16 protein-coding genes are annotated in these 16,448 nt (G+C 76.3%); 5 read left to right on the forward strand and 11 right to left on the reverse strand.

Annotated elements, in window-relative coordinates; genetic code table 11:
• Positions 1-54 precede the first annotated feature (54 nt).
• The 4 genes from RM425_RS00350 to RM425_RS00365 all read right to left on the reverse strand — a co-directional run bounded on the left by RM425_RS00350 (position 55) and on the right by RM425_RS00365 (position 5,688).
• Positions 55-2,163 carry a putative bifunctional diguanylate cyclase/phosphodiesterase gene (locus RM425_RS00350; RefSeq protein ID WP_311343195.1) on the reverse strand — a complete coding sequence of 703 codons (2,109 nt, stop codon included), beginning with the start codon at positions 2,161-2,163 and terminating at the stop codon, positions 55-57.
• Between the two features lie 125 nt (positions 2,164-2,288).
• Positions 2,289-3,920: an acyl-CoA dehydrogenase family protein gene (locus RM425_RS00355; protein ID WP_311343196.1), complete on the reverse strand. Its 1,632-nt coding sequence runs from the start codon at positions 3,918-3,920 to the stop codon at positions 2,289-2,291.
• Positions 3,921-3,973: 53 nt separating this feature from the next.
• Positions 3,974-4,363, reverse strand: a complete 390-nt coding sequence (locus tag RM425_RS00360; protein ID WP_311343197.1) for an SRPBCC family protein — start codon at positions 4,361-4,363, stop codon at positions 3,974-3,976.
• A 41-nt stretch (positions 4,364-4,404) separates the two neighbouring features.
• The gene (locus RM425_RS00365; RefSeq protein ID WP_311343198.1) at positions 4,405-5,688 is read right to left on the reverse strand and encodes a competence/damage-inducible protein A; all 1,284 of its coding nucleotides are present in this window, start codon (positions 5,686-5,688) and stop codon (positions 4,405-4,407) included.
• A gap of 404 nt (positions 5,689-6,092) precedes the next feature.
• Between RM425_RS00365 and RM425_RS00370 the strand changes: the two genes are divergently transcribed.
• Complete coding sequence (locus RM425_RS00370; RefSeq protein WP_311343199.1) at positions 6,093-6,575, forward strand: hypothetical protein; 483 nt, start codon at positions 6,093-6,095, stop codon at positions 6,573-6,575.
• A 31-nt stretch (positions 6,576-6,606) separates the two neighbouring features.
• On the opposite strand, the gene RM425_RS00375 is transcribed toward RM425_RS00370, so the two are convergent.
• Entirely contained in the window at positions 6,607-8,178 is a 1,572-nt protein-coding gene (locus RM425_RS00375; RefSeq protein WP_311343200.1) for a protein kinase domain-containing protein, read from the reverse strand.
• 67 nt (positions 8,179-8,245) lie between these two features.
• Entirely contained in the window at positions 8,246-10,099 is a 1,854-nt protein-coding gene (locus RM425_RS00380; RefSeq protein ID WP_311343201.1) for a protein kinase domain-containing protein, read from the reverse strand.
• 322 nt (positions 10,100-10,421) lie between these two features.
• On the opposite strand from RM425_RS00380, the gene RM425_RS00385 reads away from it, so the two are divergent.
• Both RM425_RS00385 and RM425_RS00390 read left to right on the forward strand, forming a co-directional pair.
• Complete coding sequence (locus RM425_RS00385) at positions 10,422-11,216, forward strand: enoyl-CoA hydratase-related protein (RefSeq protein WP_311343202.1); 795 nt, start codon at positions 10,422-10,424, stop codon at positions 11,214-11,216.
• Between the two features lie 245 nt (positions 11,217-11,461).
• Complete coding sequence (locus RM425_RS00390; protein ID WP_311343203.1) at positions 11,462-11,863, forward strand: helix-turn-helix transcriptional regulator; 402 nt, start codon at positions 11,462-11,464, stop codon at positions 11,861-11,863.
• A gap of 9 nt (positions 11,864-11,872) precedes the next feature.
• Here RM425_RS00390 and RM425_RS00395 read toward each other — a convergent pair whose 3' ends face one another.
• Complete coding sequence (locus RM425_RS00395; protein ID WP_311343204.1) at positions 11,873-12,208, reverse strand: hypothetical protein; 336 nt, start codon at positions 12,206-12,208, stop codon at positions 11,873-11,875.
• Here RM425_RS00395 and RM425_RS00400 point away from each other — a divergent pair.
• On the forward strand, positions 12,207-12,845 hold the full coding sequence (locus RM425_RS00400; protein ID WP_311343205.1) for an MBL fold metallo-hydrolase: 639 nt from the start codon (positions 12,207-12,209) through the stop codon (positions 12,843-12,845). The genes RM425_RS00395 and RM425_RS00400 overlap by 2 nt on opposite strands.
• Positions 12,846-12,873: 28 nt before the next feature.
• Here RM425_RS00400 and RM425_RS00405 read toward each other — a convergent pair whose 3' ends face one another.
• From RM425_RS00405 to RM425_RS00415, 3 genes are all read right to left on the reverse strand, one after another.
• Complete coding sequence (locus tag RM425_RS00405) at positions 12,874-13,140, reverse strand: GlsB/YeaQ/YmgE family stress response membrane protein (RefSeq protein ID WP_311343206.1); 267 nt, start codon at positions 13,138-13,140, stop codon at positions 12,874-12,876.
• A 135-nt stretch (positions 13,141-13,275) separates the two neighbouring features.
• Positions 13,276-13,548 carry a GlsB/YeaQ/YmgE family stress response membrane protein gene (locus RM425_RS00410; RefSeq protein WP_311343207.1) on the reverse strand — a complete coding sequence of 91 codons (273 nt, stop codon included), beginning with the start codon at positions 13,546-13,548 and terminating at the stop codon, positions 13,276-13,278.
• A gap of 142 nt (positions 13,549-13,690) precedes the next feature.
• Positions 13,691-14,140 carry an SRPBCC family protein gene (locus RM425_RS00415; protein ID WP_311343208.1) on the reverse strand — a complete coding sequence of 150 codons (450 nt, stop codon included), beginning with the start codon at positions 14,138-14,140 and terminating at the stop codon, positions 13,691-13,693.
• 79 nt (positions 14,141-14,219) lie between these two features.
• Between RM425_RS00415 and RM425_RS00420 the strand changes: the two genes are divergently transcribed.
• Positions 14,220-14,783, forward strand: coding sequence for a TetR/AcrR family transcriptional regulator (locus RM425_RS00420; RefSeq protein WP_311343209.1), 564 nt, complete (start codon positions 14,220-14,222; stop codon positions 14,781-14,783).
• A gap of 37 nt (positions 14,784-14,820) precedes the next feature.
• Here RM425_RS00420 and RM425_RS00425 read toward each other — a convergent pair whose 3' ends face one another.
• Complete coding sequence (locus RM425_RS00425) at positions 14,821-16,365, reverse strand: CYTH and CHAD domain-containing protein (RefSeq protein WP_311343210.1); 1,545 nt, start codon at positions 16,363-16,365, stop codon at positions 14,821-14,823.
• Between the last annotated feature and the right edge of the window lie 83 nt (positions 16,366-16,448).

Genomic DNA, 16,448 nt, shown 5'->3' on the forward strand with positions numbered 1-16,448 from the left:
GGACGGCCGGTGGTCCCGCGGGCGCCGTCGCCCGGCGGGTGATCCGGCGGACGCTCACGGAGCGCTGGGCACGGGCGTGCGCGCGGCAGCGATCGCGCAGGCGTCGCCCCCGGCCTCGTGCACCCGGCGGACCCAGTCCGGCAGGTCGTCGCCCGGCATGGGATGCGCGAGCAGCCACCCCTGCACCATGTCGCAGCCCGCCTCGCGCACCATCCGCAGGTGGTCGACGGTCTCGACCCCCTCGGCCACGGAGCGGATGCCGAGCGTCCGCGTGAGCGCGACGATCGCGGCGAGGACGGCGCCGCCCTCTCCACCGGTGACCTGCTCGGCGGCGATAAGCAGCGACCGGTCGATCTTCAGCGTGCCGATGGGCAGCGAGAACAGCTGTGCCAGCGAGGACCAGCCGGTGCCGAAGTCGTCGATGGCGACGCGGACGCCGGCCCGGCGCAGCACGGTGAGCTGGTCCTCGGCGCGGGTCGGGTCCTCGGCGATGCTCGTCTCGGTCAGCTCGAGGACGAGCTGGTCGGGTGCCAGCCCGGACTCGCGCAGCGCCAGCCGGACGTCGCGGACCAGGGTCTCGGCCGAGAAGTGCCGGGCACTGATGTTCACCGACATGCGCAGTGGTAGCCCCTCGGCCGCCCACGCGGCGGCGCGCCGGGTCGTCTCGCGCAGCAGCCACCGGGTGATCGGGATGATCTGGCCGGTTTCCTCGGCGACGGCGAGGAAGGTGTCCGGCCCCAGGAGCCCGCGCTCGGGGTGCTGCCACCGGACGAGGGCCTCCACCCCCTCCACCGCTCCCGTGTCGAGCCGCACGACGGGTTGGTAGTACACGACCAGTTGGTCGATCGCCTCGTCCCGGAGCCTGGTCGCGACCTCCAGCCGCCAGCGCGCCGCCTCCCGCAGTCCGGGGGAGAACAGCCGTACGCGGTCCCGCCCCATGCTCTTGGCCGCGAACATCGCCGCATCGGCGTCGCTGAGCAGCTCGTGGGGATCCCGCGCCCCGGGCTGGGCGACCGCCACCCCGACGCTCGCCGAGAGGGGCACGGAGATGCCGGAGGCGGGGAAGGGCCGGGTGAAGGTGCCCTGCAGCCGGAAGGCGAGGTCGGCGGCGTCCGAGGCATGGCACCCGTGGGCCAGGGCGACGAACTGGTCGCTGCCCAGCCGGCCGACCGCGTCCCCGGGGCGCAGGGCGCCGGCCAGCCGGTGCCCCACCTGGCGCAGGAGCTGGTCGCCGATCCCGTGGCCCAGCGAGTCGTTGATGGTCTTGAAACCGTCCAGGTCGAGCACGATCAGCGCCGCACCGGCGCCGTCGGCCCCCGATCCGGCGGCGAGCGCCTCGGCCGTCAGGTCGAGCAGCGTGCCGCGGTTGGGCAGTCCGGTGAGGTCATCGTGCCGGGCCCGCCAGGCCAGGGCCTGCTCGCCGCGCACCCGCTCGGTGATGTCGGTGTGGGTGACCACGATCCGGGGGGACCGCTCCACCCGGGCCGCCTGCACCCGGAACCAGCCGGTCGTGGTCGGCGTCGACCGGGAGTACTCGTGCTCGAACGGGGCCGGCGCGGTCCCGGACGGCGCCTCGAGCACCCCGCGGATCCCGGCCGCGATCGTCTCGGCGTCGGCGGGAGCGAGCCCCGGCCGGATCGCCGCGAGGTAGTCGCTCCCGACGACGCCACCGGACAGCCCGGACTGGGACCGCACCTCGGTCCACGCCCGGTTCGCCGTGAGGATGCGCCGGTCCTGGTCGAGCAGCACCGTCGCCGAGGGCAGGGCCTCCAGCACGGAGGTGAGCCGCCGCAGCTCCGCGTCCCGCTCGGCGTCCGCCTGCTGGCTGGAGTCGACGTCCCGGAAGTACACGCCGATCCCGAGCGGGTCGGGGACCATCCGGATCTCGAACCAGCGCGACCGCGGCTCGTAGAAGTAGTCGAACTCGCGCGCCCGGCCGTCCGCGAACACCTGCTGGTAGCGCTCCGCGGCCAGGGTGTCCACGGCGGCCGGGAAGACGTCCCGCGCCCGGCGACCGAGCAACTCGTCGGCGCGATGCTCCAGGAGCCGTTCGGCGGCGGCGTTCACGGACGTGAAACGGCCCTCGGCGTCCAGCCGGAAGACGGCGTCGGGGACCGCGGCCATGTCCGGCCGGACCGGTCGCGCCCCGTCGTCTGCAGCCACGCTCCCCGCTCTCCGTCCGCTGGCCCTCGGTCGTCCGCGTGCGCGGAGATCGTTCCACCGGATCGTCTCCGCCTTGCTGAGGAAAGCACGTCCACCGGCCCCCCGAGACTACTGCCCCGGGACGGTCAGCCGGGCGGTCCGACCGCCGAGCGTCTGACCAGCGAAGCCACGTCGACCGACGCCGGGAGGGTGCCCAGCACGGCTCCCCAGTCCCCTCCCAGCCGGGAGGCGCAGAAGGCGTCGGCGACCGGCGCCGGCGCGTGCCGGAGGAGCAGCGAGCCCTGCAGGCACAGGGCGAGCAGACCGGCGATCCGGCGGGCCCGCAGGGGCAGCTGGTCGGTGTTCCCGAGCTCGTCGGCGAGACGCTTGACGGCGTCGTCGAACCGCGGGTCGACGCCCCGGGCGAGCTCGATCTCGGCGGTGACGGCGGCCAGCGACTCGGAGGAGCGCCCCATGGCGCGCAGGACGTCCAGCGCGATGACGTTGCCCGAGCCTTCCCAGATGGAGTTCAGCGGCGACTGCCGGTAGAGCCGTGGCAGGCCGGAGTCCTCGACGTAGCCGTTGCCGCCGAGCACCTCCATCGCCTCGGCCACGACCCCCGGCGTCCGCTTGCACACCCAGAACTTCGCCGCCGCCCCCGCGAGCCGCAGGAACGCCCCCTCGCCGTCGTCCACGGCCGCGGCCAGGCGGACGGCCAGCGCCGTGGCCGCCTCGCTCTCGACGGCCAGGTCGGCGAGCACGTTCTGCATGAGCGGCTGGTCGGCCAGGAGCGCCCCGAAGGCCGAGCGGTGCCGCGCGTGGTGGCTCGCCTGGGTGAGGGCGGCGCGCACCGTCGCCGCGGAGCCCAGGACGCAGTCCAGCCGGGTCATGTTGACCATCTCGATGATGGCCGGCACCCCGCGCCCGGGCTCGCCCACCAGCCAGCAGGTGGTGCCGTCGAACTCGACCTCGCTGGAGGCGTTGGACCGGTCGCCGAGCTTGTCCTTGAGACGTTGCACGTGGAACACGTTGCGCGTGCCGTCGGGCAGCACCCGCGGCACGAGGAAGCAGGACACCCCCTCCTCGAGCTGGGCGAGCACGAGGAACAGGTCGCTCATCGGCGCGGAGGTGAACCACTTGTGCCCGGTCAGCAGGTAGGTGCCGTCGGGCTGCGGGACGGCACGCGTGGTGTTCGCCCGGACGTCCGATCCGCCCTGCTTCTCGGTCATGCCCATGCCGGCGATCAGCCCGCGCTTGCCCGCAGGCTCGGTGAGCCCGAACTCGTAGGCGGTGGCCGTCAACCCCGGCTCGAAGCGGGTGGCCAGCGCGGGCGTGCGGCGCAGGGCGGGGACGACGGCGTAGGTCATGGTCGTGGGGCAGCCGTGGCCCATCTCCACCTGCGTCCACCCCAGGTAGCCGACGGCCCGCCGCACGTGGGCGTGCCCGTCGCCCTCGGCAGCCGCGCGCCAGGGCGTCCCCGCCAGACCGTTCGCGACCGCGGTCCGCATGAGCTCGTGCCAGGCCGGGTGAAACTCGACCTCGTCGATCCGGTGGCCGTAGCGGTCGTGCGTGCGCAGCCGTGGTGGGTTCTCGTTGGCCAGGCGGCCCCACTCCTGCGCCTGCTCGCTGCCGGGGAGACGACCCAGCCCGGCGAGGGACTCCAGCGTCGCCCGGTCGGCGTGGCGGAGGCAGGCCTCGGCGAGGGCCGCGTCCCCCGCGATCGGATCGTGCCCGGTCAGCGGCGGGACCTGGTTGGTGACCTCGTGGGTGGCCGGCATGACGGCACGGTAATCCAGCCGCGCCCGGTCGCGGCTCCCGTCCCGCCCGCCGATCAGGCGCGCACGAGGCGGGCCAGGGCCAGGCGGGCGGCGGGGGCGTAGGCAAGGACGAGCGGAGCCGGCCCGGACAGCCGCAGCCCGGTCGTCGTCCCGCCGTCGGGCCCCTCGGCCACCCAGTGCAGCAGTCGCACGCGCAGCGGCCCGACCGCCACCCGCCACGACCACCGCCGGGTGGCCTCGTCGACGTCCTCCACGGTGAAGGGCGCCGCCACCCCGAGGGGGCCGAGGACGCGGCCGGGGACACCGGCAGTCAGCCGGTCGGCCGGGAACTCCACACCGGTGATCTGCGGCGACCACCCCGGCCAGCGCGCGGGAACGGCATACCGCTCCCAGACCTCGGCGGGCGGGGCGGTGCCGGTCGCGTGCAGGGTCAGCGTCGTCACCGCCGGGAGGTGCCCCGCCCGTGCGCGCCGGACACCTGCCCTCAGGCCGGCGGCCCCCCGAGCAGCAGCTCGCGCAGCAGGTGCATGGCCATCGTGACGGAGCGTTCCCGCACGGCCGTCCGCGACCCCCGCAGCCGCAGAGCCCGCGTCACCCGGGTGTCGGGCTCGACGACGCACACGTGCACCGTCCCGACCGGCTTGTCGGCCGTGCCCCCGCCGGGACCCGCGACGCCGGTGATGCCCACCCCGACGTCGGCGCCGAAGCGAGCGCGCGCGCCCTCGGCCATGGCCGCGGCGACCTCGGCGCTGACCGCCCCCTGCTGCGCGAGCAGGTCGGCGGGAACGTCGAGCAGCGCCTCCTTGGCGCCGTTCGCGTAGGCGGTCACCCCGCCGAGCAGGTAGGCCGACGACCCGGGACGGGCGCTCAGCCGGCCGGCGAGCAGCCCGCCGGTGCAGGACTCGGCCGTCGCGACGGTGAGACCCCGGCCGGACAGGGCGTCGGCCACGACGGCGTCCAGGTCGGGCCCGGTGGAGAACACGGTGCTCCCGTGCCGCTCGGTGAGCACCTCCACCAGCCGGTCGTAGGCCGGCTGTGCGTCCGGCGCGAACCGGGTGACGATCTCCAGCTCGCCCTCGCGCAGGCAGGTGGTGATCTCCAGGCCGTCCAGCTCGGGCTCGGCGTCGCGCAGCGTGGCGGCCAGCTGCGCCTCGAGCGTGCCCCACATGCGGACGGTCTCCTGGCGCAGCTCCGGCGCGCCGGTCAGCAGCGCCGCCACGGGTGCGCTGGCCACCGCGGCCGGCCACATGCCGCGCAGCTCCCCCGGCGGGCCGGGCAGGACGAGCACGACCGGCCCGGCCCCCTCCTGCCCCGGCGGGACGACGAGCCCCGGGGCGGTGCCGACCGGCTCCAGGACGGTCGCGCCCTCGGGGACCCGCGCCTGCTTGCGGACGCCGACGGCGGTGGACGCCGGGTCGGCCTGCCAGCCGCGCATCGCCATGAGCCGCTCCACGACGGCCGCGATCCGCTGCTCGAGCGCCGGGTCGACCGACGGCGGGCGCCCCTGGTACTCCGCCACGACGTCGGCGGTCAGGTCGTCGGCCGTGGGGCCGAGGCCGCCGGTGGTGACGACCAGCGGGACGCCGGTGCCGGCCAGGAAGCCCAGCGCGGCGCGCAGGTCGGCGGGCCGGTCGCCGACGACCACCACGTGGCCGACGTCGACGCCCAGCTCGCGCAGCCGCTCCGCCAGCCACGGCCCGTTGGCGTCGGCGACCCGGCCGGTCAGGACTTCGGTCCCGGTGACGACGATGCCGGCGCGGATGCTCACCCGACCGACCCTAGGACCGCGGCTCCCGGCGTGCCCGGACTCCCGGCCGCTCCGACCTGGATACGGTGCTCGGACGAGGCCCGAGCGGCCGACCGATCCGCCCGGAGGAGGGTCCCGTGACGTCACCGAGCGACCCTCGGCCCGCCGAGCCCTCGGGCCAGGCGGCGCCGGGCACGCAGGAGATCCCGGTCGTGGCACCGGCTGCCCCCGCGCCGCAGCTGCCGCCGCATCCCGGGGCGACCACCCCCGCGCCGGTCCAGGCGACCGTCCAGCCGACCGGTCCGGTGACCTTCGTCCCGGGCCCGCCGGGACCACCCCCGCCGGGACCACCCCCGCCGGCCCCGACCCCGGCCCCGGCCCCGGCCCCGGCCCCGGCCCCGGCCCCGACAGCGGAACAGCCAGGGATGTCCGCGGCGGAACCGACGCCGTCCGCCTCCGGCGCCTCGGCGGCCTGGCCCGACTCGCTGGCGACCGGGCCGGTCCCCGTGCCGGGAGACGTGGACGACTCGCCGCGCGAACGGGTGCCGGCCGACCGCTCCTCCGTGCTGGCGCTGGGACTGGTCGTGGTGTCGCTGGTCCTGCTCGAGCTCGGTCTGGGTCTGCGGTTCGGTGGCGAGCCATTCTGGTCGGACATCCCGCTGTGGTCGGCCTTCGCCACCGCCTGCACGGCGCTGGGTCTGGCGGCGTCGGCCTCGTTGCTCCCCTCCGGCCGGCGTCCGGGGGCGGGGACCGCCTGGCGGATCGCCGCGGGTGGGCTCGTCGGGCTCGCCGCGTTCTGGGTGCTGGTCGTGCTGCCCGTCGTCGCCAGCGACCGCGGCTTCCTGCTCACCGCGGCGCTGGCCTGCCTGGGCGCTGCCCTCTGGACGGGCCCGGCCCGGAAGGGCTGACCCGGCCGGCCCGGCGGATCCGGGGCAGCGGTCAGCCGTTGCCGCGGCCCGCGTTCCCGCGGGCGGCCCCGTTGCCGCCTCCGTTGCCGCCTCCGTTGCCGCCTCCGTTGCCGTTGTTGTTGCCCGCCCCCGTCGGGGGCCCGCCGGGTCCCTGACCGTTGCCGTTACCGCCTCCGTTGCCGTTGCTCGTCGGCGCCTCGGCGGGCTTCCCCGCGCCAGGCGCCTCGCCCACGGCGGCCGGGGGCGGCACCACGACCGGCTCGGGGGACGAGGCGGTCACGGGGGCAGGTGCCGGTGCGTCGCCGACGGTCGCGAGGTCGGGCGCGGTCACGTCCGTGACGACGGGGTCGTCGTCGGCGGGGATGTCCGGCCGGCCGACGGCGACGGCGAGCGTGACGAGGGTCCCGCGGTCGACCGCACCGGTGGGGCCGATGGCGGTGACGGCGCCGGCGACGTCCTCGGCGGTCGGGTCGGGGACCTGCTCGACGCGCAGGCCCAGCCGGCCGAGCTCGGCCTCCACCTCGGCGACCGGCCGGCCCAGGTACTCGGCCGCGACCAGCAGTACGGTGTCGGCGGCTTCGGTCGCTCCCGCGCCCGCGGCCGGGGGTGGAGAGGGGTCGAGGGCCAGGCCGAGTGCCCCGACGCCGATGCCCGCGCCGACGAGGAGCGCGGCCAGGGGCGCCAGCACACGCGCCCGCCGGCGGACCCGACGGAGCAGCGGGCCGGTCGGCAGCGGGCTGGTGTCGGCCGGCAGCGGCGCCAGCCGGCGGCCCGCGAGCACGTCGTCGACGGCGTCCCGGAACGCCGCGCCGTCCGGCAGCCGGCGAGCGGGGTCCTGGGCGATGGCGTGCCCCACCAGCACCCGCACCTGTTCCGGGACGTCGTCGGGAAGCGGCTCGGGGGTCTCCCGCAGATGGCGCAGGGCGATCTGCACGGAGTTCTCGCCCTCGAAGGCCCGTCGTCCGGTCAGGCACTCGTAGCCCACCAGGCCGAGGGCGTAGACGTCGCTGGCCGGACCGGCACGGCCCCCGGCGGCCTGCTCGGGGGACAGGTAGTGCGCAGTGCCCACGACCTGTCCCGTCTGGGTCAGCGGCGCGCTCGTGGCCGACACGGCGATGCCGAAGTCGGTGAGCTTCACCGAGCCGTCCGCGGCCACGAGGACGTTGCCCGGCTTGACGTCGCGGTGCACCAGACCGGCCGCGTGCGCCGCGGCCAGCGCGTCGGCGGCCTGCCGGAGGATGCCGAGGGTGCGCGGCGCGTCCAGCCGCTGCTCGCGCGCGAGCAGATCGGCCAGCGACTCGCCGTCGACCAGCTCCATGACGAGGAAGGCCAGCCGCTCGCCGGTGACCGGGTCCTGGAGCTCCCCGTAGTCGTAGAGGGCGGCGATGTGCCGGTGCGCGACCAGGGCGGCGTGCTGGGCCTCGGCCCGGAAGCGGGCCAGGAAGGTCGGGTCGCCGGTGAACTCGCTGCGCAGCACCTTCACGGCGACCGGCCGCGACAGCACCGTGTCGCGGCCGCACCACACCTGGCCCTGGCCGCCGGTGGCGAGGAGCTTGCCCAGCTCGTAACGGCCGCCGAGAAGCCGCCGTCCGGGCTCTGCCACCGACCTCACCATCCGTTCCGTCGTCCCTCCGTCGTACCCCGCCGGCGCCGGAACCGCGACCGCGGTCCTACTGACGAGGGACGGTGGACGAGGCCGGGGGCGTGCTCGAGGCGGTGGTCTTCGAGGCGGTCGTCTTCGAGGCGGTCGTCTTCGAGGCGGTCGTCTTCGAGGCGGTCGTCCTCGGGGCGGTCGTCCTCGGGGCGGTGGTCGACGACGTGGCCGTGGACGGCGTCGTCGCGGGGGCCGTCGGCTCCGGTTCGGGTTCGGGCTCGGGCTCCGGCTCGGTCGGCTCCGGCTCGGTCGGCTCCGGCTCGGTCGGCTCGGGCTCGGTCGGCTCGGGCTCGGTCGGCTCGGGCTCGGTCGGCTCGGGCTCGGGCTCGGGCTCCGGCTCGGTCGGCTCCGGCTCGGTCGGCTCCGTCGGCGCAGGCTCCTCCGGGGTCACGGGTTCCGGCGCCGGCGCCGGCGCCGGGCGGGTGGGCGTGCCCGACTGGATCGTCGGCTCGGGTGCGATGGTCTCGACGACCGGGCTCTCCTCGACCGGGGCAGCCGGCCGGGGGACGGCGTCCGTCACGGGAGCGCCCGTCGAACCGGATCCGCCGGCATCGGTCTGCCGCGCGCGCGGCGGCGGCACCGCGTAGCGGACGACGACGACGGCGCCGGCGCGCAGCTGCCGACCGGTGGGGGACAGGCCGGTGACGCGGTCGCGCGGGACGGCGACGGTGGTCTCCGCCTTGAGCTCGACGACCAGCCCGAGCGCGGTGAGCTCGTCGGCGACCTCGTCCACCGGGCGGCCGACGTGGTCAGCCGCGGAGAGCACCAGGCTCCGGCTGTCCCGCTCCTCGGCAGCCACGGCCGTGGACGCCGGTGGCCCGTCGGAGAACGCCTGCAGGACACCGGCCGCGATGCCCGCCCCGGCGAGCAGGGCGAGCAGGGGCAGCAGGACCAGCGCCACCTGGCGCCCGCGGCGCGGCGCCGGCGGGCCGAGCACCGTGGCCCCGGGTGCCGGCGCCGCGGTGTCGCGGGGCGGGAGGGGCAGGGCGGCGACGTCCTGGGTGGGCGGCGCCGGCAGCTGGGCCGGCTCGCGTCCGGCGAGGATGTCGTCGACGGCGGCACCGAAGGCCGCGCCGTCCGGGATGCGTGCGGCCGGGTTCTTGACCAGCGCCCTGGTGATGAGCGTCCGGACGCCGGGAGGCAGCCGGCCCGGCAGCGGCTCGGGCTCCTGCTGGACCTGCTTCAGCGCGATGGTCACGGCGTTGTCGCCGTCGAAGGCGGGGTGGCCGGTGAGGCACTCGTAGCCGATCAGGCCCAGCGCGTAGACGTCGCTGGCCGGGGTCGCCAGCTTCCCCTCGGCCTGCTCGGGCGAGAGGTACTGCGGGGTGCCGATCACCTGGCCGGTGCGGGTGAGGGCGACGCTGCGGGCCGACCAGGCGATGCCGAAGTCGGTGATCTTCACGCTGCCGTCGTCCCGCACCAGGATGTTGCCGGGCTTGACGTCCCGGTGGACGAGGCCGGAGCGGTGCGCCTCGGCGAGGGCGAAGGCGGTCTGCTGCAGCAGGTGCAGCGTGGTCTCGGTACCCAAGGCGCCTTCGCGGGCCAGCAGGGCCGAGAGCGGCTCCCCCTCGACCAGCTCCATCACGAGATAGGCCAGCGTCTCGCCGGTCCCGTCCTGGGCGGAGTCCTCGCCGTAGTCGAAGACCGCCGCCACGTGCGGGTGGCTGAGGGAGGCCGCGTGCTGGGCCTCGGCCCGGAAGCGGGCGAGGAAGCTGGGGTCGCCGGTGTACTCGCTGCGCAGTACCTTCACCGCGACCGGCCGGTGCAGGGCGAGGTCCAGGCCGCGCCAGACCTGGCCCATCCCCCCGGCAGCGATCATCCGGTGCAGTTCGTAGCGGTCGCCCAGGCACCGTCGTCCTGGTTCGACCACGGGGGGCACTCCTCGTCAACGTCACGTCGGCTGTGCACAGGGGAGGTCTGGGCGTTCCCCGCCCCCACGGTGTCCAGTCCCGGCCGGATCTACACATGGGGGGCGGGGTCCATGGTCGTCCCGCGCCCGGCCCCCGCTGCCGGCCGACGGACGTGACGCCCCGTACTCCCCCGCGCGTCCGGCGCGGCGACTGCGCTCCGTGTCCGCTGTGCGACCACGGCCTACGGCTCCCGGGAACCCGGCGCCCGTGGCGGGACCGGCGGGCCGTGGCAGGGTGGCGCCGAGGGGCGGCCGGCCCCGACCACCAGAGAGGCGGACGCCGATGCCCGAGACCGTGACCAGGGAGGACTCCGCCGGGGTCGCCACGCTCACCATGCTGCGGCCCGGGCTGTCGTCCGCCTCGCGCCGGGAACTGCTCGGGCTCGTGCAGGACGTGGCCGCCGACGAGTCGGTGCGGGCGGTGCTGCTCACCGGCACCGGCCGGGCGTTCTGCGTCGGGCAGGACCTCAACGAATCCCGCGTGCGGCGGGAGGCCGCGGCGGAGCCGGCGGAGGACCCGGACCAGCCGCTGCCGGTGCTCGTCGAGGAGTACAACCCCCTGGTCCTGGCGCTCTCCGGGCTGCGGGTGCCGCTGGTCGTGGGCCTGAACGGCGCCTGCGCGGGCGCCGGCCTGGGCCTGGCGCTGACCGGCGACCTCCGGGTGGCCGCGGCCGGCGCGAAGATCACCACGGCGTTCGCCGGGGTGGCGCTGTCCAGCGACTCCGGCGTGGCGTCGCGGCTCGTGCACTGCGTCGGCGGCGCCCGGGCCGCCGAACTGCTCCTGCTGCCGGAGCCGTTCCTCTCCGAGACCGCCCTGCAGTGGGGCCTGGTGCACCGCGTCGTCCCGCCGGAGCGGGTGCTGGCCGAGGCATGGGCGCTGGCCGCGCGGCTGGCGGCCGGCCCGACGGTGGCCTACCGGGCGATCAAGACCGTGCTGGCGACCGCGGCGACCGACTCGCTGGAGGAGACGCTCGCGCTGGAGGCGCGGCTGCAGACGCGCGCGGGACAGGCGGCGGACCACCGCGAGGCGGTCGAGGCGTTCCTGGCCAAGCGGCCGCCGGTGTTCACCGGTCACTGACCGGAGGCGATCACGGGCTCCCCGCGATCGACACGTGCCTGGCGGGCCCGCAGGCCGGGCCGGGAGGGTGCCCTCGGCCGGAGGCTGGTGCGACGCTGCGGGCTGGTCGAGTCGGACGGAGTGTGCTCGTGGGCGCAGCGGAGAACGAGCCGACCCCGACGACGGCACGGCACCAGCCCGGCCTCCGACCGGCGGTCCCGCCGCCCCGGCCGCGGGTCACCGCCGGCCCGCCCCCGCGTCCGGGGGTGACCACCCAGCTGGCCCCTCCCGGACGGTCCGCGCCGCCCCCACGGCCCTGGCCGCTCCGGGTCTCCACCGCCTCGTCGTTCCTGGCCGCGGCCGCCGGCGGGGTGGGCGTGCTGGCCGCGCTCGCCGACGGGGACGCGCTCCGGGGGAAGCTCACCGCGGAGGCCACCGAGGCGGACCCGGGTCTCGCGGCGGACACGATCGCCGACGGGGTGACGGCGACCACGGGGCTCGTGCGCGGCTCGGTGGCCGGCCAGACCTACCGCGAGATCGGGGGCCGGCTGTTCATCTCGGCCAAGACCGTCGAGCACCACGTCTCCCGGATCCGGCAGCGGCTGGGCGCCAGCAACCGTTCCGACCTGCTGGCCCGGCTCCGGTTCGAGATCGCGCAGAGCGACTGACGCCGGCGCTCAGCGCGTGAGCGCCGCGCAGTCCGGGCAGACGTCATCACCGGTGCGCGGCCACGGGGCATCGGGGACCACCCGGGCCAGCGAGCCGCAGACGGTGAGCTCGCAGGCGCCGTCGATCTCCGCCGCGGGCCGGTGCAGCTCGACCGCGTGCCACAGCGCGGCGGTCGGGCCGTGGGCGCGGCTCTGCGCCGCGGCGTGCACGATCGTCTGCAGCATCATGGAGACCACGTCGGCAGCGCGGGCGGCCGGCGTGATGGCCCGCGCGCCGATCCCACCCGGACGGGTGAGGCCGGCACCGGGAGCGGCGCGGGAGCCGCCGGGGCAGGATGCGGTCATGGAGCTGACCAAGCACGGCCACGCGTGCGTCGTCCTCGGCCAGGGCGAGCACCGGCTGGTGATCGATCCGGGGGCCTTCACCGATCCGGCGGCGCTGGACGGCGCGTCGGCCGTGCTCGTCACGCACGAACACCCCGACCACTTCGAGCCGCAGCGGCTACGGGCGGCGCTGGACGCCGACCCCGCGCTGGAGATCTGGACCAACCGGTCGGTGGCGGAGAAGCTCGATGCACCGGCCGGGCGGGTGCACGTGGTGGGTCACGGTGACGCCGTGACGGTGGCCGGCGTCGAGGTGCAGGTGCACGGCGAGCTGCACGCGGAGATCCATCCGGACATCCCGCGCATCGCCAACGTGGGGTTCCTGGTCGGCGGGGTGGTCTTCCACCCGGGCGACGCCTTCACCGTGCCCGATCAGCCGGTGGCGACGCTGCTGCTGCCCCTGCACGCCCCGTGGTCCAGGACGGCCGAGGTGATCGACTACGTGCGGGCCGTGGACGCCGACCAGGCGTACGCCGTCCACGACGGGTTGCTGAACGACACCGGTCTGGGTGTCGTCTCGGGGCTGCTCGGCGAGCGAGGCCCGGGGACCCCCACGCCGTTCAGCCGGCTGGCCCCGGGGGACACGGTCGAGCTCTGAGCCCGATCGCGTCCCCCCGGGCGCAGCGTCAGCGGACGGCGCCGCGCTTGGACTTGCCGGCGATGCCCTCGGCGACACCGATCAGCAGCACGGCCGCGATGACGGCCAGGACGAAACCGATGACGTTGAGCTCCCAGATGCTCCCGGTGCCGAAGAACTGGGCGATCAGCCCACCGATCAGCGAGCCCACCAGGCCCAGGGCGAGGGTCGCCAGGATCCCGAGGTTCTGCTTGCCCGGCACGATCAGCCGAGCCAGGGCGCCGATGATGAGTCCGGCGACGAGAAAGCCGATCACTGTTGTTCTCCTTCTGCTCGATGACGCCCACGGAGGGCGTCGTCTCCGGCCCGCTCGACGAGCGGGTCCGGGATGTGCGACGACGCGGCCCCGGGGGCGCGGCCGAGTGCTCGGCCGCGCGCCCGGGGCGCGAGGTCAGCGGACGGCGCGGTTGTTGCGCCCGGTGATCGTGGAGGCCGCCACCACCAGCGCCGCGGCGACGATGATGGAGATGATCCAGCGCAGCCAGTCGATGCCGTCGGTGCTGTCCACGCCCAGCGCACCGGCCACGTAGTAACCGATGAGCACACCGCCGATGCCGCACAGGATCGTCAGCCAGATGGGGGTGTTGTCCCGTGCGCCGGGCGCGACGAACTTGCCCAGCAGGCCGATGATGATGCCCGCGACGATCAAGCCGATGATCTCCATGGCCAACTCCTGAGGTAGGTCGACCGGCGTGCGTCCATCCCCCGGCCCAGCGCCGGGTGTGCCGCCGGGCACGAGAGAAGTCCCTACCCCGGGGCCGACCCCGCAAGCACTGTTTCCCCCGATCGAGGGCCGACCGTCCGGCTCAGCCGTGCAGCAGGGCGATGTGCGCGGGCACCTTGTCCAGCTCGGACTCAACCGTCCGCTGGACCATCGGCCGGGCCGCCCGGCGCAGCAGCCGGCCGGCCAGCCGTCCCCGGCCGCGCGCCTCGTGGCTCACGGTCAGGGTCACGCTCGTGCCGCCGGCCGAGGCGTCCTCGAGCTCGATGCGCGTCGTCCAGGTTTCCGGGGTCAGCTCGACCTGCGTGACGACGACCCGGCCCGGCGCCCACTCCAGGATGCGGCCCTGCGGAGCGCCCTCGGGTGGCTCGCCGTCGAGCCGGCCCGGCACCGCCACGAACGTCGTGCGCCGGCCCGATCCGGTGACGACGTAGGAGACGTCGCAGACCGGGCAGTAGGGCCCGAGCACCGCCAGGGCGCGCCAGACGTCGGCGCGCTGCTCGGGCACCACGCGGCTGCCGGTCGCCGAACTCACGGGCCGAACGTACCCGCGTGACGCGGACCCTCCGGAGCGGCGACTGGCCGAACAGGCTTCCCCGGGTGACCATCTCGGCGTGACCGGGACGTCGGACTCGCGGAACCGCCGCTGGGCGGCCACGCACCGATGCATCTTCACGACCGCGCTGGAGCTGTTCGAGGACTTCGGGTTCGAGCAGGTGAGCGTGGGCCGGATCGCCGCCCGCTCCGGGGTCTCCGTGCCGACCTTCTACGCGCACTACCCGAGCAAGGAACACCTGGTGATGGCGCCGCCGACCGTCGAGGAGGTCGGCGCGCTGCTCGCCACCCAGCCCCCCGGGCTCGCCGTCGGCGAGCGGGTGCTGCGGGCGAACCTGATGTGGATCGCCCGGATGCCGCCGGACGAGTACGACGAGCTCGCCACCCGCTGGCGGATCATCGCGACGACCCCCGCCCTGCGCACGCGGGTGGCCGAGTACGAGCGCGCGACAGCCGGGATGATCCTCGCGAACCTGCCGGCCCCGTCGGACACCGTGCAGATCGTCCAGGCCACCGCCGCCCTCGCCGCGACCACCGCCGCACTGCTGGCCTGGGCCGACGGCAACGGCCAGCGGAAGCTCGAGGAGTTGTTCGACGAGGCGTTCCGCGCCCTGTCCGCCTGACGGGCCGCTCAGCGGGCCCGCAGCCCGCAGCCCGCGGTCAGCCGCCGAGCCGCCGGGCCAGTGCCGGCCAGCGCTCGGCGAAGGCCCGCTCGGCGTCCTGCGCGCGCGCCTCGGCGCGGCCGAGCAGCAGCCCGTAGGTGAACCCCGGCTCCCCCGCGGCGTGCGCGCTGACGGCGAGCTGCCGGCAGCGCTCCCCCACCACCACCAGGTCCTGCAGGGCGCCCAGCAGCCGTTGCGTCCTCTTGGCCGCGCGGGCGACGTCACGGGCCGGCTCGCCGACGACCGGCGTGACGACCTCGGCGGTGTAGCGGGCGCGCCGGGCCGCGCGGCGCAGCGCGTGCAGCGCCTCGGTCCGCTCCGCGCCGGTCAGCCCCTCGGCGGCCGACGCGGAGCGCCGCACCCGCCGCGCCTCCCGGCGCAGCACCTCGGCCAGCACCGCGTCGGCCGGCCGGGCGGCCCGCCCGGTCAGCGGAGGGTCGGCGAGCAGGGCGTGCAGCGCTTCGAGCAGGTCCAGGTGCGCGCGCTCGGCGACGACGGCCGCCGCCTGGGTGCGGCCGCGCTCCTGCGCCGCCACCTCCCCCGACTGCAGACGGGCGACCACCGGTCCGAGGACGAGCTCCACCGGCAGCCCGGCCACGGCCGCGCGCAGCCCGGCGTAGGCCACCTCGTCGTCCCGGCACCCGGACAGCCGGCCGGCCAGTCGGCGGAGCTCGTCGCGGAGGGGCTCGGTCGCGGCCCGGTCGAGCACCGGCCGGAAGGCGGCCAGTAGCCCGCGCAGGTGGCGGCAGGCGATCCGCATCCGGCGCAGGCCGTCCTCCGCGCCGGTGCGCAGCCCGACGTCCGCGAGCTCCAGGGCGGCCACCTCCTGCCGGAGGGCGGCCAGCACCGCCTCGCCGGCGGACGGCCCGGCGGCCGTGCGCCGCTTGCCGCCCTTCTTCCCGCGGGCCGCCTCCGGTGGGCGGCTCTGCCCGGGCTCGAGCCCGAGCGCCCGGGCGAGCTTGGAGGCCCGGGCGGTGCGCTCGGCGCCCGCCGCGACCAGCTGCTCCCCCACGACCTCGAGGAGGTCCCGGTTCCCCTCCAGGAGCTCGACCTCGACCTCCCGCCAGGTGCGCACCTCGGCGGCTCCGTCCGGGCCGGAGAGCCGGGTGGCGCTCACGGCGTCGTCCGCGACCTCGGCGAGCGGGCGGCCGTCGGGACCGCGCAGCACGGTGACCACCCGGCGGGTCCGCAGCTGGACCACCGGTACCGGGACCGCGCCGCGGAGCACGCCTGCGACCGGCGCGACGACGGCCTTGGGGGGCCGCCGGACCGCCCGCCCCAGCGGCTGGTGCAGCTCCCGGCGGGCGTCGCCCGAGGCCGGCAGCTTGACGTGCCATCCGTCGTCGGGACCGCCGGTGCGCCGCCGCAGGGTGATCCGCGCCCGGGCCAGCCGCAGGTCGGGGGTGTCGAAGTACTGCGCCTCGAGCCGGTGCTCGACCGGGGCGTCGACGGACGCCACCCCGTCCACCCCGGCGAGTTCCGGCACGGCGTAGGACGGCGGGACGTCGAACTTCGTCTCGATCTCGAGGTGGTCGGCGGGCACCGGAGCACCGTACGGCGGGGTCCCGATGACGGGCGAACCGCTGTGCCGGACTCCCATGGCCATGTTCACGAAGGGGCCGTGAT

The organism is Blastococcus goldschmidtiae, from assembly GCF_031845325.1.
In the GTDB taxonomy this organism is placed as follows: domain Bacteria; phylum Actinomycetota; class Actinomycetes; order Mycobacteriales; family Geodermatophilaceae; genus Blastococcus; species Blastococcus goldschmidtiae.

What these genes read in the sequence shown, in the direction of transcription:
- RM425_RS00395 (WP_311343204.1), bottom strand. Translation starts at nt 12,208, where the DNA reads ATGACCGCATCCTGCCCCGGCGGCTCCCGCGCCGCTCCCGGTGCCGGC.
- RM425_RS00370 (WP_311343199.1), top strand. Translation starts at nt 6,093, where the DNA reads ATGTCCGCGGCGGAACCGACGCCGTCCGCCTCCGGCGCCTCGGCGGCC.
- RM425_RS00385 (WP_311343202.1), top strand. Translation starts at nt 10,422, where the DNA reads ATGCCCGAGACCGTGACCAGGGAGGACTCCGCCGGGGTCGCCACGCTC.
- RM425_RS00400 (WP_311343205.1), top strand. Translation starts at nt 12,207, where the DNA reads ATGGAGCTGACCAAGCACGGCCACGCGTGCGTCGTCCTCGGCCAGGGC.
- RM425_RS00410 (WP_311343207.1), bottom strand. Translation starts at nt 13,548, where the DNA reads ATGGAGATCATCGGCTTGATCGTCGCGGGCATCATCATCGGCCTGCTG.
- RM425_RS00355 (WP_311343196.1), bottom strand. Translation starts at nt 3,920, where the DNA reads ATGCCGGCCACCCACGAGGTCACCAACCAGGTCCCGCCGCTGACCGGG.